The sequence below is a fragment of the Arthrobacter sp. Soil762 genome (genome assembly GCF_001428335.1).
GTDB lineage: Bacteria > Actinomycetota > Actinomycetes > Actinomycetales > Micrococcaceae > Arthrobacter.
Genome location: NZ_LMSG01000001.1, coordinates 947,455 through 969,251 on the forward strand (window position 1 = coordinate 947,455; position 21,797 = coordinate 969,251).

The following is a 21,797-nucleotide window of genomic DNA, read 5'->3' on the forward strand; positions in this document are numbered from 1 at the left end:
TCCAAATGATGGAACCCAGCAAGAGTATTGATTCAAGCGGCATGGACGAATTCGGCTATACCCAGACCCTGGACCGGAGCATCGGCAAGTTTGCCAGCTTCGCGGCAGGCGTCAGCTACATCTCCATCCTCACCGGTGTTTTTCAACTGTTCTACTTTGGTTTTTCCATGGCCGGCCCGGCGTACGCATGGTCCTGGCCCCTCGTTTTCGCCGGCCAGCTGATGGTGGCGTTGTGTTTCGCCGAGCTGGCGGGCCGCTATCCAGTTGCAGGATCGGTGTACAACTGGGCCAAGCGGCTTACCTCCGGGACCTGGTCCTGGCTGGCGGGCTGGCTGCTGCTCATCTCGTCCATCGTGGCGCTCGGCGCCGTGGCCCTGGCCTTGCAGCTCACCCTGCCGCAGCTCTGGTCCGGCTTCCAGGTCATCGGAGACGGAACGGGCACCTACGACTTCGCCCTCAACGGCGTGCTGCTGGCGAGCATCATGATCGGCATTTCCACCATGATCAATGCCTTCGGCGTGAAGCTGATGACCAGGGTCAACAGCGTCGGCGTTTTCGTGGAGCTGATCGCGGCCGTCCTGCTGATCCTCGCGCTGGGCTGGCATGTGGTGCGCGGGCCTGAGGTCTTCTTCGACACCGCCGGTTACGGCGAAGGCCATGACCTGGGGTTCTTCGGTGTGTTCCTGATCGGCGCCATGGCCTCCGGCTACGTCATGTACGGCTTCGACACCGCCAGCTCCCTTGGCGAGGAAACGAAGGATCCCAAGCGCACGGCACCCAAGGCCATCCTGCGCGCCATCACGGCATCCTTCGTGCTGGGCGGCCTTATCCTGCTCTTTAGCATCCTGGCAGCCCCGGACCTGGCCGACCCCAAGCTCGGGGCGGCCGACGGCGGCCTGCAGTATCTGGTGCTCTCCGTCCTCGGAGGCCCCTTCGGCAAAGCATTCCTCGCCTGCATCGTAGTTGCCGTGGTGGTCTGCACCCTGGCGGTCCACGCCGCCGCCATCCGGATGATGTTCGCCATGGCCCGGGACAACAACCTGCCCTTCAGCCGCCAGCTCAGCAAAGTGGACCCGGTCCGCAGGACCCCAGCGGTCGCTGCCATGGTGGTCGGAGTCCTGGCCGTCATCCCGCTGCTGGTCAACGTGATGCAGCCGGCCATTTTCACCATCCTGTCCAGCATCAGCATCGTCCTGATCTACCTGTCCTACCTGCTGGTCACCGTTCCGATGCTGCGCAACCGGCTCCTGGGCAGGTGGCCGGGTGATGATTCCGACGCCGGATTCAGCATGGGCAAATGGGGGCTTCCGGTGAACATCCTCGCGGTCCTGTGGGGCGGCGCCATGACGGTGAACCTGATCTGGCCGCGCCCGGAGATCTACAACTCGGTGCCGCCGTTCGAGTGGTACCTGCAGTGGGGCGGCGTGCTGTTCGTTGCCGCCGTCACCGTGGGCGGGGCCCTGCTGTACCGCCTGAAGATCCGGCACCAAACGGGCGTGCTGGCCGAGCACGCCGCGGCCGTCGCAGCACATCCGTCGTCGGGCTCCGACCTGCAGTTAACATCGGCTGAAAGCGGCGTGGCGGACGCCAAAGTACCCTAGAGCCGCTGTTCCCAGACCGTCAGCTGCAGCTGCACGTTCCCCAGGGAAAGGTCGACGACGGCACTCACCGTGCCGCCGTCGACCCTTCACCGTCGGCTGTCGACAATTGCCACGCAACCGCGACAGCACGAACCCACTTCATCAGGGAAACAGCAATGACTCGACAGATCTTCGACAGCCATTTCCACATCATCGATTCCCGCTTCCCGCTCGTGCGAAACAACGGGTACCTGCCGCCTGAGTTCACGGTGCCGGATTATCTGCGCGCCGTTTCAGATCTGGGAGTTACGGGCGGTGTCGTGGTTTCAGGTTCATTCCAGGCCTTCGACCAGAGCTATCTGACCGATGCGCTGGCTACGCTCGGCCCGATGTTCGTGGGCGTTGCCAATATTGCCGAGACGACAAGCGATGACGAACTTCTTCGTCTCGCTGAAACGGGAGTCCGCGGCGTTCGGTTCAATCTATATCGGGGCGGCTCGGCCGAAATGGAAAGTGTTTCGTCACTTGGGCGACGAGCATGGGATGTTGCAGGAATGCACGTCGAGTTCTATCTCGACGCGAATGACCTGGTGGAGTTGGAACCGGTCATTACAGCACTTCCGAAGGTGAGCATCGATCACTTGGGCATGACTTCGGTGCATCGCGACGTGCTGCTCCGCCTCGTGTCCCACGGCGTACGGGTGAAGGCCACGGGGTTTGGTCGGGTCCAACTCGACGTCGCTTCCACTATCCGGGAGATCCACAAAGAGAACCCGGAAGCTCTAATGTTTGGAACCGATCTTCCCAGCACGAGGGCCCGGGTGCCGTTTCAACCAGCGGACTTGGAACTCGTGGCGGACATTCTTGCCGACGACGCGAGTCTCGCCCTTTACGACAACGGGGCACGCTTTTACAGCTTGAAGGCATAACTCGCCGAAGCGCACCCTCTCAGATCTCCACGTATTTGGTTCCCGTGGCGCTGGCTCCTTAAAACCAAGGGATGGTTGCTCTCCGGCGTCGTGAGGTTCGCGGTCGATGAACTTATGCAGCATTCCTTTTACGCGGTCAGTTTCTCCGCACCTTGCGAAAAAGCGGCCCGGTTGGGCTGTGCTGCCTGGGCCGAAGATCTGATTGGCGGGCTGCTTTCGGCGATATGGGACTGCTCGATTGCCGTCAGCCGATGGTCCGCCCAAGCGCCCTTTCGGCATCCTCATAATGCGAAGTCCACTAACGCAGGTGGCGCGAAATCAACAGCGGGGCTATCACGTCCCTCTCGCCGGCTGACTTAGTCCACCATAAACGTGCTTCGATGACGGCTCCGCGAAGGGCCGCAAGAAGACCGAGTATGTTCATACTGTCGGTGTCGCCTGCCTGGGCACGTTTCAAGACTGCTTTAGATGCGTCGTCGCTGGTTACCCCGGCGGTGTCCGGACCAAAAATCTGAAGCGAATGGGCGGCGACACTGTTGCCCAGGACCGCCGCCTGCTGTAGCAGCAGACGGGCTCTCAGCACTTCCCGTTCGGCGATGTAAAGCTCAGCGAGACTCAGGAGTACGTCGGGGTTTCCGTAACGCGCGGCCTGATCGCGGAAGTGCTCACGGGACCGCAGGTCTCCGCCGGTGAAGTGCTCGCCTATCAGCAGCATCGCGAAGGGTGCGTGGTCGGGGTGTCCACTGTCAATTGCTGTTTGGTAGGCCACTTGGGCGCTGATAGCGTCACCCTGTCCTTGGAGGAGTAACCCGAGTCCGACCGCGGCCAAGGGTGCATATTCTGAGTGTTCACTGTCAACGGCTGCCCGGTATGCTCCGTTCGCAGCAACTGGATTTCCTTGTCTTTCCAGGAGCATCCCCATCGTGATCCAGGCGGAAGGCGCATGCTCTTGATGCCGGCTGAGAATGGCCTGCTCATACGCGCGGCTGGCTCCTTCCCAGTCGCCCGCCTCCATGAGTCTTATCCCGACAAGGACCGCACCTCTTGGTGCGTACTCGTGGTGGCCGCTGTCCCTGGCAGTTTGGAACGCCTTTTGTGCACCGGCGGGGTCACCAAGTTCCAGCCGCAGCGTCCAAAGGTACCGCCAGGCAGCGCAACTTGCTGGATGTCACCGGTCCCTAAGCAATCAAGCTGTCCATGGCACTTCGTTCCGGATGCTGGATCGGTTTCAGGGCCTTCTTGACCATCTTATGGAAGCGGCGCAGAGAACTGCTGACGACATCCATAGAGCTCCCCCCGGTCCGGCTGGGGCTGCCAGCAGCCCTGCCCCGATCGGCAGGGCAACCTGTCCGAGGCGGTTGCCGAGCAGCCTTAGTGCCAGTGCAGCGCCTCGCGCGTCTGGAGGAACCGCCTGGGTGATGAGTGTCATCGTGATCGGTTGTCCTAGTCCGAGGAAGAATCCAACGATGGCTAAGATGACCGCCCCCACCACAGGATTTCCGAACAGCCACGGCAGGATCGCCAGGGTGGTGCCTGCCCCCGCCAGGCTGGCAGTGATGAGTCCGGTTCTGCTCCATCGGGACAGCATCACGGGTAGGAGCAGACGGGACGTGATCGAGGCGGCCGCCCGGATGGCCAGAAGGACGCCGATTCCGACGGGGGCGATCCCGTTTTCCTCTCCCAGTAGAGGGAGGAACGCAACGATGATGTCGGTCGTGGCCAGTAATGCAAGGCTGGCGAGCATATTGGTCTTCACGGTGGGGATACCAAGAAGGTGGGCCACAGACTTCGATATCGGCGCCTTCACTGGAGCTGCCTTTGTGGTTTCCCGGGCACTTGCGCGTTCCTTCGACGATGCCCCGAGAGCGACCGGAATGGCCAGCACCGATATTGCCCCGGCGAGTATCAATGCAGCGTTGGCGTCCATGAGCCGGGCGGCGGCGGGCGCGTTTCCTGCAGATCCCATGGCCAGACCTGCAACTAGTGGACCAACGAGCTGGCCAAGGGAGAATGCCGCAGTGAACCAGCCGAAGGCTGCGTCCATCCGGCTGAGCGGAACAAATCGTGCGATGGCAGACTGTCCGGCAATCGTGAAGCACAGGTGTCCGATACCCAGTACCGCGCTGGCGACGCCGACGAGCAGAAGAGATGGGGCGGCCGAGAGCAGGAACGGGCCGGCCGCGAGCAGGAGCGTCCCTGCCAGGGTGATGCCCTTCATCGACGTTCGGCGGTCTGACATTCGACCCAGCCATAGGGCGATTGCCACCGGAAGGAGGGCGAAGGAGGCAGAGGTTAAGCCGACTGAGACCGAGTCGCCACCCAGGGCCAACACCTTATATGAGATGAGTGGCCTTGCCAGATTGAGAGCGATTTGGCAAAGCACCGCGGATGCGATCAGCATCCATAACCACCGTTTCGACTTCCTCTCGCTCACCACTCCCCCTTTGGCTCCGTCAGGTCAGTCGATGCCAAGCGAAACGATGCGGATGCGAAGTGCCTCACTGCCGGCACGGAACTTCTCGGACGCGGTCCTTCACCGGAAGTCCGCGGTCGTATCTTTGGCAACCTCCAGGAGCGTTGCCTGGAAGGCCATTTCAGCGGCAGCGCGTACTCTGTCGTGGCGGTGAGCGAGGAGCACCCTTCGGGACGGGGCACTCGAACCCAGTGAAACGATGCTGACACCGGGATGCTTATTGACGACGGCGGTTCGCGGAGCAAGCGCTATGCCCAGGCCAACACTTACCATTGCTTGGGCCTCCTGGTAGTCGTTGGCCTGGAATGCGATCCGTGGCGTGAACCCTGCCGCGCGTGCGCTTCTTTGCAGTACTTCAACCACGGGGTGGGCCTCACCGCGAACGATCCATTCTTCTGTGGCCAGGTCTGCCATGTCCACCTGCTTCCGGCGCGCTAGTCGGTGGTCCTTGCCGACAATGAGCGCGGTTGCGTCTTCGAAGACGGTGGTGAGGGCAAAGTCCCCCGGATTGATCCGGTTCCATTCGTAGTCCCAGAGGAGTGACATTCCAACCTGCCCGTTTTCCAGCATTTCAACCAAGTCCTCGAAACGGCTGCTGCGGACGTGCAGCTCAATCGCCGGGTACTCCTTCTTGAACCGGCTGATCACGAGCGGGAGAAAGGATCCACCCAGGGTCGGGAAGGTTCCCATGGTGAGGCTGCCCCGGTGGAGTCCTGCGATTTCAGCCAGATCCGCCTCAGCGGCAGCCATTTGACGCAGGATACGTCGCGTGTGCGCTGCCAGAACATGCCCGGCATCCGTGGGGACCATGCCACGGGTCTGTCGCTGAAGAAGCGGCTGCCCGATTTCGGCTTCCAGGCGCCGCAGCTGCTGCGAAACTCCGGACGGGGAGTACACATGCTTTTCTGCAGCAGCGGTAATCGATCCAAGCTCGACCACATCCAGCAGCAATTCAAGCCTCCGAATGTTCAGCACAGCTGCACCTCCTTTGAAGTATTTCTTAAGCCCCCCGCACAATACTATGCCAACGCTTCATCTAGAGCGGAATTTGGCACTCAAAGTCACTGCTGGTGTCCTCGGCCACGGTGCCCGACCCTACGTAAGTGTATTCAAGGCCTACCTGATTGAAGTAGAAATGCATGGTGGTGCAGTATTTGGCGTTTGTAATTCATCTGAGGTTCGGATCACACTTGGACCAGCCGACAAGGCTTGCAGGCCCGATGAAGGGCCCAGGAAGGTGTGAAAGCAATCATGTTTAAGATCCCAGCAGCGTGGATGCGGGGCGGAACCAGCAAATGCTGGGTGTTCGAGTGGGACAACCTGCAGGTCCCCGGAAAGAGCGTGGACGAAGTTCTTCTGCGTCTCTTCGGCAGCCCCGACAACCGTCAGATCGACGGGGTCGGAGGCGGAACATCCACCACGAGCAAGGCCGTCATCCTGTCCCGCGCCCTCAGTGACGAGGCCGATGTTGACTACACGTTTGCACAGGTCGCCATCGACGAGCAGAGGGTGGACTGGGGCAGTAACTGCGGCAACTGCTCAGCCGTGGTCGCCCCGTATGCAATCCAACGGGGTTGGGTGGCACCCGGACAGGAGAACACGTCCGTCCGGACCCTGAACACCAACACCGATCAGCTCATTCTGCAGAAGGTTCCGACCCCGGGCGGCAAACTTCAGGATCCGGGCACCCAGATGATTCCCGGCGTCCCGTTCCCCGGACTGTCAGTCGGCATGGGATTCCTGGATCCCGCAGGGAGGACCACCGGGAAACTTTTCCCCACCGGCGAACCGGTGGAGAAAGTGAGCTTCGACGGGCGTGAGGTCTCGGCCACGCTCATTGATGCCGGTGCTCCCCTGATCATTCTGGACGCCGAGTCCATCGGCCTCCACGGAAACGAGACAGCCGCGGACATCGACCGCAAGGCTTCACTCCTTGTGCATTTGGAAGACATTCGCAGAGTTGCCGCCGTGCGCATGGGCCTTGTGGCCACACGCGCTGAAGCTGCGCGGGCGATACCGAAGCTGGCACTGGTCGGCAGAGCGGGCCCGGACGATGAAGCCGACCTCAAGGTCTGGATGCTGTCCATGGGCAGGCTCCATCCGGCCCTGGCTATTACGGGAAGCGTAGCGCTGACCATGGCGGCCCAGCACGAAGGCACAGTAGTCCGCGACCTCCTCACAACTGATCCTTCGTCCGGGCTGATCATGCGCACCCCCGCCGGCCTCGTCCAGACGTGGGCGGAAAACCGAGACGGCGTGCCCGTCGTCGGAACCATTCGAAGCGTCCGCCGCATCGCGGACGCCGAACTGCTGCTTCCAGAGTCCTGGTAAGCGGAACACAAGTTAACAGCCTGTCCTCTTATTGACGCCTGAATGGTGTTGCATTGAGGTAGGCCCCAAGCAAAGGATTCCTCAATGACGAGCAACAAGTCATCCTTGGAGCCGCCCGGATTCTCCCCGGCTGGCACCGACCCGCAGATCGAGCCAAGCGAGCAGCCCGATCCGCCCAAACACTCCCGGCGCACCATCCTTACAGCTGTAGGCGCCTTCGCACTGCTGGGAGCTGCAACCACTGTCCTGGGTGGCAGCTTACTGAACCCGCCCTCCAGCACCGAAGACGGCAATTTCAGCGGCGAAACCCTCGAATTTCTCATCCCCCTGGCTTCCGGCGGTGGAACAGATACCTGGGCCCGGTTCATCGGCACCGAACTGACTAACTACGTCCCCGGCCGTCCCGGTTTTGCACCAGTAAACGAAGCAGGCGGTGAAGGCATCCTGGGCACCAACAGGTTCGCCCGCTCAGCCAAGACCGACGGCACCGAAATCCTCGTCGGGACAGCATCGACAGTCGTTCCCTGGGTCTTGGGACGCTCAGCCGTTAAATACTCCTTCGAGGACCTCAGGCCCGTCGTCGTCAACGGCACCGGCGGAGTCATTTACGCCCGGGCCGAAGCCGGGGTAGCCGGTGTGCAGGACCTGATTAACCGGGACACCCCGCTGGAGTTCGGCGGAATCAGCGCCACAGGCCTGGACATCACCACGCTGGTCGCCTTCGACCTGCTCGAGGCCGACGTGACAAGCACGTTCGGCTTTGAAGGCCGAGGACCGGTCAACTTGGCCCTGCAGCGCGGCGAAATCGACCTGGACTACCAGACGACCTCCGCCTACGGATCCGCCGTCGCCGGCATCGTCAAGGAAGGCAAAGCCGTCGTCCTCATGTCCTTCGGCCAGCTGAACGAAGCCGGGGACGTCATCCGTGACCCCAACTTCCCCGACGTGCCCACGGTCGCAGAAGCGTACGAAACTCTCCACGGCAAGAAACCCTCCGGCGAAAAGTACGAGGCCTACAAAACCCTGCTCGGCCTGACTTATACCTACCAAAAAGGACTCTGGGTTCCACAAGAGACACCGGAGAACGCCTACGAGCTGCTGCGCCAGTCCAGCGAAAAACTCGGCACCGACACAGGTTTCCAGGAAAAGGCCTCCAAAGTACTCGGCGGCTACCCCCTCGTCGCGGATACCGGCATGGCCGACCGCGTCCGGGACGCCTACAAAGTCAGCGGCTCCGTCCGGTCCTATGTCACAGGGCTGCTCGCGAGCAAATACAACATCCACGTTGAATAAGGACCATCATGCTTGACTCCGCAATGGCAGCGCTGGCATCCCTCGCTGACCCCTCCCTCCTCATCATGCTCCTGATCGGCACCGTCGCCGGTCTGATCATGGGCCTCATCCCCGGTCTGGGCGGCACAGGCGCCGTCGCGATCCTCCTGCCCATCACCTTCGGAATGGAACCGCCCCAGGCCTTGGCACTCCTCATCGGCGCCCTCGCTGTCGTCCACACCTCAGACACCGTCTCCGCGGTACTGCTCGGAGCCCCCGGCTCCGCATCGGCCAGCGTCACCATGCTCGACGGCTACTCCATGGCCAAGAAGGGGCAGGCAGCCCGCGCCCTGACCCTGGCCTTCCTCTCCTCCATGGCCGGCGGCATCATCGGCGCGGTCGGCCTGACCCTCGCGATCCCACTCGCCCGGCCCTTGGTCCTTTCCTTCGCGAGTCCCGAACTGTTCATGCTGACCGTCCTCGGTGTATCTCTGGCCGCAGTCCTGTCACGGGGAAACATCATAAAGGGAGTCTCGGCAGGCCTCCTCGGCCTGATCCTCGGCATGGTCGGAACCTCTCCGACCACCGCAGAGGAACGCTTCACCTTCGGCAGCCTGTTCCTCGGCGACGGCCTTTCACTCGTGGCCGTTGCCCTCGGCATCTTCGGACTGGCTGAAATCGCATCCCGCGCCAGCCAACGCCGCGGACAGAAGCAAATCATCACCCTCGGCGGCGGCTGGGGACAAGGCATCCGGGAATGGCTCACCCACTGGACCCACGTCATCCGTGGAGCGCTCATCGGCATCTGGGCAGGCGTGCTGCCAGGCGTCGGCGCCACCGCCGGAACCTGGATGGCCTACGGGCAGGCCGTCGCAACCGCAAAGGACAAGCGCCAATTCGGCAAAGGCGACCCCCGCGGAATCGTTGGCCCCGAAAGCGCCAACAACTCCGTGGAAGCCGGCGACCTGATCCCCACCCTCCTGTTCGGCATCCCCGGCGGAGTCCCCTCCGCGATGCTCCTCGGAATGCTCCTCACCTATGGCATCCAGCCAGGCCCGTCAATCATCACCGAACACCTTGACCTGATGTATCTCATCGTCTGGTCCTTCGCCATCGCGTCCGTTCTCGGCGCACTGCTTTGCTTCCTGAGTGTCAAGCAGCTCGCCAAGCTGACAAAGGTCCCCTTCGCCATACTCGCAGCAGGCCTCGTCGCCGTCATGCTCCTGGGCTCCTTCCAGGAAGGCGGCCAGCTCGGCGACCTCTGGATCATGATCATCCTGGGCGTCTTCGGCTGGCTGTTGAAGTCAACTGGCTTCCCCAGGGCACCCTTCCTCATCGGCTTCGTCCTGGCCATCCCGCTGGAACGCTACTACTTCCTCACCGACAGCCTCTACGAAGGATTTGACTGGATGGCCCGCCCCGGCGTACTGGTCTTCCTGGCAATCCTGATCTTGCCGATGATCTGGGCGTTCATCAAGTTCATCCGTACCCGCCGCAAGACCAACCTTGACGATGGTCACCGGGACGAACAGCCCGAGGACGACGAAGCTCCGCTGAAGAATTCAACCTGGTCCCTCACAGCATCAGGCATCTTTTTCGTCGCCTTCGCCGCCGCCTTAATCTCGTCCGCTTCATTCTCGCCGGAAGCCAGGCTGGTCCCCCAGCTGGTGAGCACCGGAGGCCTTATCTTCTCCGGTTTCCTGCTCTTCATTGAGATCCGGAGAAGGCTTCGCGACAGAACCCCGAAGGCAGGTGAGACCCTTGCTGAGGAGGCAGATGGGATCCGTGGCACACAGCCTGCGAAGGCAGGTTGGACCCTTGACGCAAAGTTCGCGTTGAAGACCTTCCTATGGATGACAGGCTTCCTGGCTCTCACGGCCGCCTTCGGATACCTGATTGCAGTCACGATCTTCATCCCGGCCTTCCTCCTGATAGTCGCAAGGGCCCGGCTCAAGGTCGCCATCATCTACACCGGCGTCCTGTACGTCGCGCTCCTGGCACTGCCCTCACTGCTGCCGATTGACCTGCCGCAGGGCTGGCTCAACACCCTCGTCTAGCATCCGACACCCTGCACACCCAAAGCCATTGGAGAATCAAAAAATGACGGTACTGGTAGCCTACGCATCCGCTCCCGAAGGCAGGGAAGCGCTAACTGAGGGGATCAAGGAAGCCCATCGGCGGAAGTCAGACCTGCTCATCGTGAACATCGGACGTGGCCACCACGACCTGGACGCGCAGGAACTGCAGGAGTTGGAAGGCCAACTGACCGAGGCCGGTCTGGCCCTGACCATCGAATCCTCGATCCTGGCCGATCCGGGGGACGCGGTCATCCAAATCGCACAGGACCGTGGCGTGGAAGTGATTGTCATTGGACTGAGGCACCGTTCCATGGTGGGCAAGCTCATCTTGGGAAGCACCGTTCAGCGCATCCTGCTCGACGCCACCTGCCCCGTACTCGCAGTCCGGGCCGACAAACTCTGACCCGGCGCCACTGACTGCCGGACCCACCGTCCGGCGCGTGTGCTGCCGGTCCCGCACTCCATCGCAACAGGTAGCCCGACGGACGGGCGCGAGGACAGCGCAGCATGCAAACGGAGGCAGGGTGACCAAAACGGTCACCCTGCCTCCTCCCACAAGTACCCCAGAAGAACTATCCGCCCGAACCGCCCTAGACCAAGGACAACCGAGATGAACACCCGCTCTCGCATAGCCAAGTCCCACACCGGATCCCCGAGGCCTGAACCCATTCCCAACTGGTCCACACTCTCCCGCACCGACGAGGTGGAAATCCACAATCACGGACAAGTACTAACGTCCGGCCGCATCGACATGCTCGCCATGGACGGCAGCGTCCTCTGGCTTCAGCAGGACGACGGAAAAGGCCGCGCACTGTTCCTGCACAGCGATGGATTACGTGTGTACCGGCGACCAGTCAATCAAAGCTGAGCTGACAACGTCCCAAAGCAAATTGGACTCCCCCAACCGCCCCGCTCATTGTCTGAAGCGGGACTATCTCTTTAACGGTGTATCCGGCGTTTTCTTTTAGTAGCTTTCAGCTGCCGGGAATCGGTCGCTGAAAGTGATGGCGAATGCGTTCAAAGCGGGCTTCCAACGCACGGCCCATCGGGTCTTGCCGGCACCGGTCGGATCGAGGGATCGGATGACCAGATAAAGGCACTTTAGCGCAGCCTGCTCGGCGGGGAAATGACCCCGGGCCTTGACGGCGCGCCGGTACCTGGCGTTGAGGGATTCGATCGCGTTGGTCGAGCAGATCACCCGCCGGATTTCCACGTCGTAGTCCAGGAACGGGATGAACTCCTTCCACGCGTTCTCCCAGAGCCGCACGATCGCCCCGTATTTCCTGCCCCAACGCTCCGTGAGCTCCTCGAACGCCGCTCTGGCCGCGGCAGCATTCACGGCGGTGCAGATGGGCTTCACGTCCCGTTTGAGCGCGTCCCAGTCCTTCTTCGAGGCCAGCCGGAAGGTGTTCCGGATCAGGTGGATCTGATGCCGACGTCGGCATAATATCCATTATGCCGACCTTCGGATTATGCCGATGTGGTCGCGGGATCCTTTTCCGGACAGGGGTTTGGCGCTGGCGAGGTCGGCATAATCCAGTGAGCTGGCCCGTGCTTGCCTTTCCGATCTGGAGAGGAGAGCGTCATGGTCAAGGTGTTGCGGTCGTTTGTTCGGGGACCGTTGGAGCCGCACGTTGCGGGGTTCGCCGAGCAATTGCGTCGACAAGGGTATTCGCGGGCTTCGGCCGAGCAGCACGTCTGTTTCATCGCGCATCTGGACCGTTGGATGCAGGGTGCGGGCGTCGGTCTTGGCGATCTGAGCGGGCAGGTGCTTGACCGTTACTGAGCTGATGTCACCGGGTTCGTGCGGTCTGCTTGTCCTGGCCGGGCGATCGGGTCGGCGAAGCTGATCGTGTGCGCGTTGCGGTCGCTGCTGGGCTGGTTGCATGTCACCGGTCAGGTTCCGGTGTCGTTAGCCGCCGCGGCGCCGTCGGTGGCGGGTTGGCGGCTGTCAGGCTTGCCGAAAGGGCTGGAGCCTGCCGAACTGCGGCGCTTGCTGGCCGGCTGCGATCGGCGCACCGCGACCGGGCGGCGCGATTTCGCGGTGATGCTCAACGCCCGGTCCCAGCAGACCGTCCACAACTGGTGGCACGGATTCTTCAGCTTTGTAGACTCCGGGCCGCCACCCCGCAGGCTCCGGGAGATGCTGGCCCTGCACCGGACCGGGCTGCTGCGATTCCTTGGCCCGGGCCTTAGCGTCGCGGCGGACGAGTCCACCGGCGAGTTTGTGGCTACGTCCCCGCAGGCAGGTTTCGCCGTCCGGGCCGCAGCGTTCATCGAGGCGCGCCTGCCGGCAACATCGGTGGCCCGGTCGCTCAATCCGGTACTGGCGTCGCCGCACCTGTCCGGGCTGGGAAGCGAACAGCAGCTGCTCACGGCGGACGGCATCCACTCCACCGGAAAGCTGCTCGTCTCGGACCGGCACGAGCTGCTGGACGGGCACGGCAGGGCAGCCGGCCGGCTCTTCGGCGTGGGGCCGGGAACATCCGGCCGGGGTGCCGACGCCTTTGCCAGGCCGGGCACCAACGCCGCCCCGTTCCGCGAGAACGATGCCCTGGCCAGGCCTGTCCTGGGCGTCGCGGCGGAACTTGCTTCCTCCCGCGCCGCCGGCCAGAACGCATCTGCCGAACCCGCCGCCGTCGGAAGGTCCTGAAGAATGAACGTGCAAACCAGCATCCCCGCCAGCCCGGCGGCACTGAGGCCGGACGCCCGCCAGCAGGCGCCACTGAACCAAGCGCCGCCGAACCCGGCAGCCCTGAACAGGTCCGCGCTCAACCGGTCCGCACTGACCGTCCACAACTTACCCATGCACGATCCGCGGGTCCGCCCGCTCCTCGATGAGCTGGCCGTGGAATACGACTCCCGCTACGGCGACCTCTTTGGCCGCGGAGCCGCGGCCGAGGAACTCAACCGCTACCCGGCGTCGGAATTCACGGGACCGGGCGGTGCGCTGCTGATGGTCCAGGAAAACGGCGAGTCCATAGCCGGGCGGGGCTTTCCGCCGGTACAACAACGAGACGGCGGAGTTCAAACGGATCTGGACGCACTCGGCGCACCGCCGCCGCGGGCTCGCCCGTTTCGTCCTGGCGGAGCTGGAGGCGCTGGCGGCCCGCCGGGGCTACCGTCGAGTCTTCCTGACCACCGGTCCGCGCCAGCCCGAAGCCAAGCACCTGTACCTCACTTCGGGTTATGAGCCGCAGTTCGACCTGGACCAGGATCCGGAGATTATCAGGTCGCTCGCGTTCACCAAGGATCTCCCGGCGGCCCCGCTAAGCTAGCGGCATGGCCAACAAAACCACTGCAGAAAAGCTCGCCACCATCCGGAAGGGCTACACCCTGGAAGGTGCCACCATCGAGTTGGGTGCCGCCATTGTGGACGGCGAACTCCACAAGGAAGCCCAGGTCCGCCTGCCGCTGGCCATGATGAACAGGCACGGCCTGGTAGCCGGCGCCACCGGCACCGGCAAGACCGTCACGCTGCACATGATGGCCGAGCAGCTGTCCGCGGCCGGAGTTCCCGTGTTCCTCGCGGACATCAAGGGCGACCTGTCCGGTCTGGCCACGGCGGCCGCCGGCAGCGAGAAGCTGAAGGCGCGCACCGACAGCATCGGCCAGGTCTGGGCCGGCAAGACGTTCCCGGTGGAGTTCCTGGCCCTGGGCGGCGACGGCAACGGCATTCCCGTCCGTGCCACCATCACGTCGTTTGGCCCCATCCTGCTCTCGCGCGTAATGGAGCTCAACGACACCCAGGAATCCAGCCTGCAGCTGGTCTTCCACTTTGCGGACAAAAACAACCTTGAGCTGATCGACCTCAAGGACCTCCGCGCGGTCATCCAGTTCCTCACCTCGGACGAGGGCAAGGTCGAGCTGGAGGAACTGGGCGGCCTGTCCAAGGCCACCGCCGGCGTCATCCTCCGCGAACTGGTGAACCTCGAAGCGCAGGGCCTGGAACGGTTCTTCGGCGAGCCTGAGTTCGACACGGCCGAGCTGCTCCGGACGGCCCCGGACGGGCGCGGCGTTATCACCTGCCTGGAACTGCCCACGCTGCAGACCAAGCCGATGCTGTTCTCCACCTTTCTGATGTGGCTGCTGGCGGACCTGTTCGAGGACCTCCCCGAAGCCGGCGACCTGGACAAGCCCAAGCTGGTGTTCTTCCTCGACGAGGCCCACCTGCTGTTCAACGGCGCATCCAAGGCATTCCTGAACGCCATCACCACCACAGTCCGGCTGATCCGTTCCAAGGGTGTGGGGATCTTCTTCGTCACCCAGACACCCAAAGACGTCCCCGCCGACGTCCTGGGCCAGCTGGCCAACCGCATCCAGCACGCCCTCCGCGCCTTCACCCCGGAGGACGCCAAGGCCCTGAAAGCCACCGTGTCCACGTTCCCGGTCAGCGACTATGACCTCGAGGAGACCCTCACGTCCGCGGGGATCGGCGAGGCCGTCATTACCGTCATGAATGAGAAGGGCGCCCCGACGCCGGTCGCGCACACTCGGCTGCGCGCCCCGGAATCCGTCATGGGCCCCAGCACCGAGGAGCTCATCAAGAGCACGGTGGGCGGGTCCGCATTGCTCGCCAAGTACGGGACCGCCGTGGACAACGTCTCCGCCTACGAGAAGCTCACCGGCAGGGGCGCTGCGCCCACCGGCGGAGCCGCGCCCGGCGAGCCCCCGGTTCCGGGGACTTCCGGGCAGCCAGGTCCGGGGCAGGCAGGTTCGGACCAAGCCGACATCGACGCCGAGGCCCGCAGGATCGAAGAGGAAATCCTGGGCCGGCCCAGCAGCCGTCCCGCGCCGGATCGTGGTGCCGGCACTGATGCGGCCGCGCGGCGTGCACCGGAGCCGGCGGCCCCGGCCGGCGGCGGGATGGTGGGCGACATCGCCGGTGCACTCGGCGGGGCACTGGGCGGCGGGCTGAAGAGTATGGTCCGTTCCCTGGGCACCCAGCTTGGCCGGGAGCTGCTCCGCGGCGTCTTCGGCACCTCGTCCCGGCGCCGCCGGTAGGCAAAACCGGACGATGTCCCACCCTGGACTTCCCGCCGTCGGGCGTCAGGAAAGCCGCCGCACCCTGCTACACGGGGCGACGGCAACACCTGTGTTCAGCGGGCTTGCAGGTAACGTAAGTGAAGTGCAGATGAGTCAGGCGTTGGTGAGGATGGCAGCAGGGTGGCTGCTTGGCCTCATGCTGGCCGTGGCCGCGGCCGTCGTTGGGGTCAACGTGGTGAACAGTACGGTGGCGAGTCCACAGCAGCCTGTCCGGGAGTATCTGGACGCCCTCCACGAGGGCGACGGCGGCAAGGCGCTGGGTCTGTTGCGGGCCACTGTGCCGCCCAGCAACGCCGCCATGCTCGACGGCACAGCGCTGCAGACGGCCTCTTCCCGGCTGGCGAACGTCAGCATCGGCGATGCCGAGGAACGCTCAGGCAACCAGGTCATGGTGCCCGTGCAGTACACGATCGACGGCAGCAGGCTTCGCACCGAGTTCCTGCTGGAGAAGACCGGCACCGAATGGCTGTTCTTTAACACGTGGGCGTTTGTGCCGTCGCGGCTGCCCACGGTGGGCCTGACAGTGGTGAACGCCAGCGAAGCCAATCTCAACGGCGTCCCCGTGAACATGCCCCAAGGTAGAAATTCGTTCGCCGTGTTCTATCCGGGTGAATACGAAGCCTCCCTGAACGGTGAATACTTCGCCGCGCCCGCCACACGCGCCACGGTGACATCCCGCGATGTCCCGGCGGCTCCGTTGAACCTGCTGACCGAGGCCACCGACCAGCTGCGGAAGGATGTGGGCGCGAAGGTACAGGAGTTCCTGGACACCTGCGCCGCCGAAGCCGTGAAGCAGCAAAAGCTGCAGCCGGACTGCCCCTTCTACTTCGCCAGCACCAACAACGTGGACGACGGCACCATCAAGTGGACCATCACGGAGTACCCGGAGATATCCATCGAGCCCTTTGACGGCCGCTGGGTGGTTGCTCCCCTCGACGGGAAGGCCAAGGTGGAGGCGGTCCAGCAGAGTTCCTTCACAGGCGCCTGGTCCCCGCTCAACGAAGAGGTGGACTTCAGCTTCACCACCCGCCTGGACGTTGCCGGCGACACCATCAGGGTCACCCCGCTCCTGAGCTACTAGCGCCTCGGCTATCCCCCGCCCGCGGCGCGCAAAAGACTGCCTCCCGTGACATCAAGTCACAGAAGGCGGCCTCTTCACAGCGGCTCAGCAAGCCGGCGCCGCAAAGCCGTAGCGGCGGCGGTGATCAGTCCATTCCGCGCAGGTCCAGGACCAACTCCGTGTCGCCGTCGTCCGTCAGGAGAACAGGGATGCCCCAGTCCTGCTGGTACAGGTGGCAGGCGGCGTGGTCCGGGATCTCGCCGTCCGCATCTTCCGGGCCGTCGCAGGCCGCGGCGCGGGCGGTGATGTGCAGGATGCCCTCCGGGATGCCGGAAGACAGCTCCAGCGTGCGGAGCAGCCCCACGGAGGTTCCTCCTCCGGCAACAAGCAGCTCCGGCGGGGTGGAGGAGATCTTCAGCTGCGTGGGATCGCCCCAGCGGTCGTCGAGCTTCTGTCCGGTGGGTGCGGTGAAGCGCACGGTCAGCTCGAGCAGCCCGGGGGCTACCGGGCTCTTGGGCCGGTGGGTCTGCGAGGCGCCCTCGTCCACCTGCTGGGCTTCCTTGGGGATGGGCACGTAGACCAGCTGGTGCTTGTTGGCCTCCACCACTACCAGCAGCGGTTCGGAGCCGGCGGCGTGGGTGTGGTCCACAATCACGTCGGAGGGTTCCGAAAGTCCGCGGGCCAGCGTGGATACGGTCCCCGCGGCGGGGTCGTAGCGCCGCACGGCACCGTTGTAGGTGTCGGCGATGGCAATGGAGCCGTCGGGCAGGACGGTGACGCCGAGGGGGTGCTGGAGGCGCGCCTCGGATGCGGGGCCGTCTCGGAAGCCGAAGTCGAACAGGCCCTTGCCCACGGCAGTCTCCACGGTGACCGTGCCGCCGTCATCAATGACCAGCTTGCGGAGGGCGGAGGTTTCGGAGTCCGCCACCCAGATGTTGCCGTCGGCGTCCTCGGCCAGGCCGGAGGGCTGCGCGAACCAGGCTTCGTGGGCGGGGCCGTCCAGCAGGCCTTCCAGTCCGTTGCCGGCAATAATTGCCACCGCGCCGGTGAGGGGCTCGAAGCTGAAGATCTGGTGCGTGCCGGCCATGGCGATCACCACGGCGTTGAGCTTGGCGGACCAGACGACGTCCCACGGCGAGCTAAGGGACACCTCCAGCGGGTGCTCGCTGAGCTGGCCCGTGAAACCGGCCGCGTCTTCGTCCACGCGCGCGGGGCCGGTTTCCAGCAGGCGCTGCACGCCGTTGCCAACAATCGTCGTGGCTGTTCCGTCCGTGAGTGAGAGTCCCCGGAGGCGGTGGTTGACGGAGTCTGCAATGACGACGTCGTAGCCCGCCTTCGCGGCCACCTCTTGCGGAAGCAGCACGAGGCCCTGCGGCTCGTTGAACCGTGCGGTGGGCTCCACGGAGTCGACGGCGGCGGCCGGGCCGTCAGCGTGGCCCCTGGTACCGGAGCCGTACGTGCGCAGCACCGTCTGGAAGTCGTTGCCCAGCTCCACGAGACGGTGGTGGCCCGTATCGGTTACCAGCCAGGAACCCCCGGTGGCGGTATCCGCGGCAGCCGATGTACCGCCGTCGGACGCTCCCTGCGCGACTGAACCCTGGACGCCGGAACCGGGCCCTGCGGAACCGCGACCGGTCGGCAGGAACAGCGCCTTGCCGGGGAAGCGCAGCGTGCCCGAGGTGGCCTCCGGCGCCACGTAGGGCCCGGAGCCGCGGTGCAGCGTGCCCTTGGCCTCGTGCTCGGCGATCAGTTCGGGGATCAGCACGGCCAGGCCGTCAGCGTGGCCTTCACCGGACAGGTGCGCCACGATGTAGCCCTCGGGGTCGATGACCACCAGCGTGGGCCAGGCGCGGGCCGTGTAGGCCTTCCAGGTCTCCAGCTCGGGATCGTCCAGGACGGGGTGGTGGATCTCGTAGCGTTCCACGGCGGCGGCCAGGGCCACGGGATCTGCTTCGTGCTCAAACTTGGGCGAGTGCACACCCACGGTGACCAGGACGTCGGAGTACTGCTCCTCGAGCGGGCGCAGCTCATCGAGGACGTGCAGGCAGTTGATGCAGCAGAAAGTCCAGAAGTCGAGCAGCACGATCTTGCCGCGCAGGGCTTCGAGGTCCAGCGACTTGCCGCCGGTGTTGAGCCAGTTGCGGCCCACCAGTTCGGAAGCGCGGACCCGGTGTTGGGTGCGTACGGTTTCGCTCATCAGCGTCCTTCCAGCTTTGAGTTGCGTTCAGCCAATCTGGCATCGCGTTCAGCCAATTTGGCAAACATATCGTTGTAAGCGGTGAGATCGGCGTCGTTATTCCTGTCCGCCGCCCGATCGGTCCGCTTGGACTCCCGGGCATCGGAGCGGGACCACATGATCGCGACGCCGATGGCCACCAGGAGCGTGGGCACTTCGCCGATGCCCCAGGCCACGGCCCCGCCCATTTGCTGGTCCAGGAGCGCGGACGGCCCCCAGGCGCGGCCAAGGTTGCCGAAGTAGTCGGCCGCCAGCAGGCTGGTGCCGCCCATGATGGCGACGCCGAAGAACGCGTGGAAGCCCATGGTGGCCAGCAGCAGGAGCAGGCGCATGGGGTACGGTGCGCGGCGGGGCAACGGGTCCGTGCCGATCATGCTCAGGATGAAGATGTAACCCGTGAGCGAGAAGTGCAGGATCATGAGCTCGTGGCCCACGTGGTCCCGCATGGCGAAGCCGAACGCGTCCGAGTAGTAGAACAGCACGATGGAGCCCGCGAAGTTGGCCGCCGCGAAGATGGGGTGCGTGACCAGTTGGGAGAACTTGGAGTGGATAAACACGAGCAGCCACTCGCGCGCCCCCCGGGTGCCGTCGCCGCGGGCCGGCAACGCCCGCAGGGCCAGCGTCACCGGGGCGCCGAGCACCAGGAAGATGGGGGCCACCATGGTCAGCGCCATGTGGTCCACCATGTGCGCGGAGAAGAGGATCCTGCCATAGACCGACGGCGGCCCTGACGTGATGTACGTCAGCACCAGGAGGCCGATCACCCAGTTCACGGCGCGGAACCACTGCCACTTGTCGCCGCGTCGGACCACCTTGGCGACGCCCAGGAAGTAGGACACCAGCCCGAAGAGCACCACGGCCACCCAGAGCCAGTCAAAGCGCCACTCCGTCAGCCAGCGTTCCGGCGTCAGTTCAGGCGGCAGCTCATAGCCCGTGAGAATGAAGGCCGGCGACGCGTCCGGTGCAAACGTGGTGGGCTGCGGCGGTGCCGACCGGCTCAGGGCCACGGCGACGCCGGAGGTGGCTCCCATAACCAGGAGTTCCACGAGCACCAGCTGCCACAGCACGCGGCGTGAGGACATTGCCGAGCCCTTGCGGCCGAGCTGGGGGATCACCCATTGCCGGTGCATCAGGCCGATGCCGCCCAGGACCAGGGTGGCAGCAGATTTCGCAAGGATCAGCTGTCCGTAGGGGGAACCAAAAAGGTCACCCCAGTTGGTGATGCGGATGCTGGCATTGATGACGCCGGAGGCAAAGACGAGCACAAACGCAAAGCCGGCCAGGGAGGAGAAACGCCGCAGCGTCGGTTCGGTGATGTCAGCGGCGGCCCCGGGCTTCGAGCCGGTCAGGATTCCGGACAGCAGCGCCAGGACGACGATCCCGCCAACCCAGGCGCTGACGCCCACGAGGTGCAGGCCCAGGGAGTTGATGGCGCCTTCGTGGTCCGACGAGCTTGAGGAGTGGCCGATCAGCGCGGCGGGGACCAGTCCGGCCAGCGCCAGGATCAGCGTGAGGGCAAGGCCGCCCAGGGATCTGACGCCGAACAGTGCGGTGGTCACCACGGCCGCGATGATGGTCACGCTCAGCCATGCCCGGCCGGTCTCGATGTCCGTCATGAAGTACACCAGGGCGCGGGTGAACTCCGCGTCCCCGCCAACGGCCTGGCCCGCAACGTCTGAGTAGGTGAGGACCAGTACGGCCACCGCCGACAACGTCCAGGCAGCACCCGCAGCGGCAGCAATGGCCAGGGCCCGGGCGAACGCCGGATGTTCTCGAGCGTCGCCGGTGTGGGTCCGTGCCCGGGGACCCGCAGTTCTGGGGAGGATGCCGACGGCGAAGATCAGTCCGCCGATCACCGTCGCCAATGCCACGTTGTGGATGGCCTTGCTGACGGGAAGCCCCCAGCGGACCAGGGCTCCGGGGTCAGAGACCTCACGGGCCGCGGCGGCACCGGAGAAAAGGAGTGCCGCTGTCAGTCCCAAGACGAGGGCTGCAAGGCCCGCGAGCTGCCACGGCCGGGAAATCCCCACGACGCCGCCAGCCCTGGCTGAGGCGCCCCTGTCGGGGCCTGGTTGGGGTGCTGCGGGACGGGATTTTGCTGCAGAAGGCACCTATTCATTGTCCGCTACGGGTGCCCGCGCGGCGAATCGGATTAAAGCAGAATCGGCTTAAAGCAAAGGAGCGGCAACCCTGAGGTTGCCGCTCCTTTGCTGCTGTTGCTGAAGAAGACTACTTCTTCTTGGCGACTGCAGCCTTCAGCTTGGAGCCGGCGGTCAGCTTGACGCTGTGGCCTGCCGCGATCTGGATGGTCTCGCCGGTCTGCGGGTTGCGGCCAGTGCGTGCTGCACGGTCGGTGCGCTCAACTGCGAGCCAGCCCGGGATGGTGATCTTCTCGCCGGCGGCGACGGAAGTCTCGAATACCTCGAACAGTGCATCGAGGACGGAGTTGACGGCTGCCTGGCTGGTGCCGGCCTTGCCTGCTACCTCTGAAACAAGTTCACTACGGTTCTTAGCCATTGATGTCCTCCTGGACGGTCACGATTTCTGGAGCCTGAACGCGGCATGCGTGCAAGCCACTCTTCGAAAACTTACCAGCTTGGGCCCGCGAGGTCCGCAAATTCCGCGTGTTTCCGCCGTTTTTTGACTAAAATCACCGGTTTTCCGGGGAATTGCGGGGGAATTGCGCCCTCAGCGGACGCTCTCGCAGTTCCTGCAGTGTTCCGCCGGATGCTCTCTCAGTTCGTGCGACGTTCAGCCGGACGCTCTGTCACTTCGGGTGCCGGGTTGTGTGG

At 64.3% G+C, this 21,797-nt stretch carries 16 protein-coding genes and 3 pseudogenes; 12 read left to right on the top strand and 7 right to left on the bottom strand.

Features of this window, described 5'->3' with window-relative positions; genetic code table 11:
* Positions 1 to 5: 5 nt before the first annotated feature.
* Both ASG77_RS04450 and ASG77_RS04455 read left to right on the top strand, forming a co-directional pair.
* Positions 6 to 1,601: an APC family permease gene (locus tag ASG77_RS04450; RefSeq protein ID WP_056341409.1), complete on the top strand. Its 1,596-nt coding sequence runs from the start codon at positions 6 to 8 to the stop codon at positions 1,599 to 1,601.
* 155 nt (positions 1,602 to 1,756) lie between these two features.
* On the top strand, positions 1,757 to 2,509 hold the full coding sequence (locus ASG77_RS04455; RefSeq protein ID WP_056341412.1) for an amidohydrolase family protein: 753 nt from the start codon (positions 1,757 to 1,759) through the stop codon (positions 2,507 to 2,509).
* 298 nt (positions 2,510 to 2,807) lie between these two features.
* On the opposite strand, the gene ASG77_RS04460 is transcribed toward ASG77_RS04455, so the two are convergent.
* The 3 genes from ASG77_RS04460 to ASG77_RS04470 all read right to left on the bottom strand — a co-directional run bounded on the left by ASG77_RS04460 (position 2,808) and on the right by ASG77_RS04470 (position 5,957).
* Entirely contained in the window at positions 2,808 to 3,524 is a 717-nt protein-coding gene (locus tag ASG77_RS04460; RefSeq protein ID WP_056341414.1) for a hypothetical protein, read from the bottom strand.
* A gap of 213 nt (positions 3,525 to 3,737) precedes the next feature.
* Positions 3,738 to 4,910, bottom strand: coding sequence for an MFS transporter (locus ASG77_RS04465; protein ID WP_056341416.1), 1,173 nt, complete (start codon positions 4,908 to 4,910; stop codon positions 3,738 to 3,740).
* Positions 4,911 to 5,042: 132 nt separating this feature from the next.
* Positions 5,043 to 5,957, bottom strand: coding sequence for a LysR family transcriptional regulator (locus tag ASG77_RS04470; RefSeq protein WP_056341418.1), 915 nt, complete (start codon positions 5,955 to 5,957; stop codon positions 5,043 to 5,045).
* Positions 5,958 to 6,233: 276 nt separating this feature from the next.
* Here ASG77_RS04470 and ASG77_RS04475 point away from each other — a divergent pair, with 276 nt between their 5' ends.
* The 5 genes from ASG77_RS04475 (at position 6,234) to ASG77_RS04495 (ending at position 11,531) form a co-directional block, all read left to right on the top strand.
* Entirely contained in the window at positions 6,234 to 7,313 is a 1,080-nt protein-coding gene (locus ASG77_RS04475; RefSeq protein WP_056341676.1) for a PrpF domain-containing protein, read from the top strand.
* 84 nt (positions 7,314 to 7,397) lie between these two features.
* The gene (locus ASG77_RS04480) at positions 7,398 to 8,606 is read left to right on the top strand and encodes a Bug family tripartite tricarboxylate transporter substrate binding protein (RefSeq protein ID WP_056341420.1); all 1,209 of its coding nucleotides are present in this window, start codon (positions 7,398 to 7,400) and stop codon (positions 8,604 to 8,606) included.
* An 8-nt stretch (positions 8,607 to 8,614) separates the two neighbouring features.
* Positions 8,615 to 10,642: a tripartite tricarboxylate transporter permease gene (locus ASG77_RS04485; RefSeq protein WP_056341424.1), complete on the top strand. Its 2,028-nt coding sequence runs from the start codon at positions 8,615 to 8,617 to the stop codon at positions 10,640 to 10,642.
* A gap of 43 nt (positions 10,643 to 10,685) precedes the next feature.
* The gene (locus ASG77_RS04490) at positions 10,686 to 11,066 is read left to right on the top strand and encodes a universal stress protein (protein WP_056341426.1); all 381 of its coding nucleotides are present in this window, start codon (positions 10,686 to 10,688) and stop codon (positions 11,064 to 11,066) included.
* Between the two features lie 207 nt (positions 11,067 to 11,273).
* A complete protein-coding gene (locus ASG77_RS04495; RefSeq protein WP_056341428.1) occupies positions 11,274 to 11,531 on the top strand; it encodes a hypothetical protein in 258 nt (85 codons plus the stop codon).
* Positions 11,532 to 11,627: 96 nt separating this feature from the next.
* Here ASG77_RS04495 and ASG77_RS04500 read toward each other — a convergent pair.
* Positions 11,628 to 12,089 (bottom strand): annotated as a pseudogene (locus tag ASG77_RS04500) (transposase); the annotation flags it as partial.
* A 159-nt stretch (positions 12,090 to 12,248) separates the two neighbouring features.
* On the opposite strand from ASG77_RS04500, the gene ASG77_RS04505 reads away from it, so the two are divergent.
* From ASG77_RS04505 to ASG77_RS04525, 5 genes and pseudogenes are all read left to right on the top strand, one after another.
* Positions 12,249 to 12,449, top strand: a complete 201-nt coding sequence (locus tag ASG77_RS04505) for a hypothetical protein (protein WP_056341430.1) — start codon at positions 12,249 to 12,251, stop codon at positions 12,447 to 12,449.
* 264 nt (positions 12,450 to 12,713) lie between these two features.
* Positions 12,714 to 13,316, top strand: a pseudogene (locus ASG77_RS04510) (hypothetical protein); the annotation flags it as partial.
* Positions 13,317 to 13,469: 153 nt separating this feature from the next.
* Positions 13,470 to 13,941 (top strand): annotated as a pseudogene (locus ASG77_RS21090) (GNAT family N-acetyltransferase).
* Between the two features lie 4 nt (positions 13,942 to 13,945).
* Entirely contained in the window at positions 13,946 to 15,667 is a 1,722-nt protein-coding gene (locus tag ASG77_RS04520) for a helicase HerA-like domain-containing protein (protein ID WP_056341436.1), read from the top strand.
* 130 nt (positions 15,668 to 15,797) lie between these two features.
* Entirely contained in the window at positions 15,798 to 16,790 is a 993-nt protein-coding gene (locus ASG77_RS04525) for a hypothetical protein (protein WP_200950654.1), read from the top strand.
* 124 nt (positions 16,791 to 16,914) lie between these two features.
* Here ASG77_RS04525 and ASG77_RS04530 read toward each other — a convergent pair whose 3' ends face one another.
* From ASG77_RS04530 to ASG77_RS04540, 3 genes are all read right to left on the bottom strand, one after another.
* Positions 16,915 to 18,966, bottom strand: coding sequence for an NHL domain-containing thioredoxin family protein (locus ASG77_RS04530; RefSeq protein WP_056341438.1), 2,052 nt, complete (start codon positions 18,964 to 18,966; stop codon positions 16,915 to 16,917).
* Positions 18,966 to 21,116, bottom strand: a complete 2,151-nt coding sequence (locus ASG77_RS04535; protein ID WP_056341440.1) for a cytochrome c oxidase assembly protein — start codon at positions 21,114 to 21,116, stop codon at positions 18,966 to 18,968. The genes ASG77_RS04530 and ASG77_RS04535 overlap by 1 nt, the downstream gene beginning before the upstream one ends.
* Positions 21,117 to 21,234: 118 nt before the next feature.
* Positions 21,235 to 21,522: an HU family DNA-binding protein gene (locus ASG77_RS04540; RefSeq protein ID WP_056341443.1), complete on the bottom strand. Its 288-nt coding sequence runs from the start codon at positions 21,520 to 21,522 to the stop codon at positions 21,235 to 21,237.
* Positions 21,523 to 21,797 lie beyond the last annotated feature (275 nt).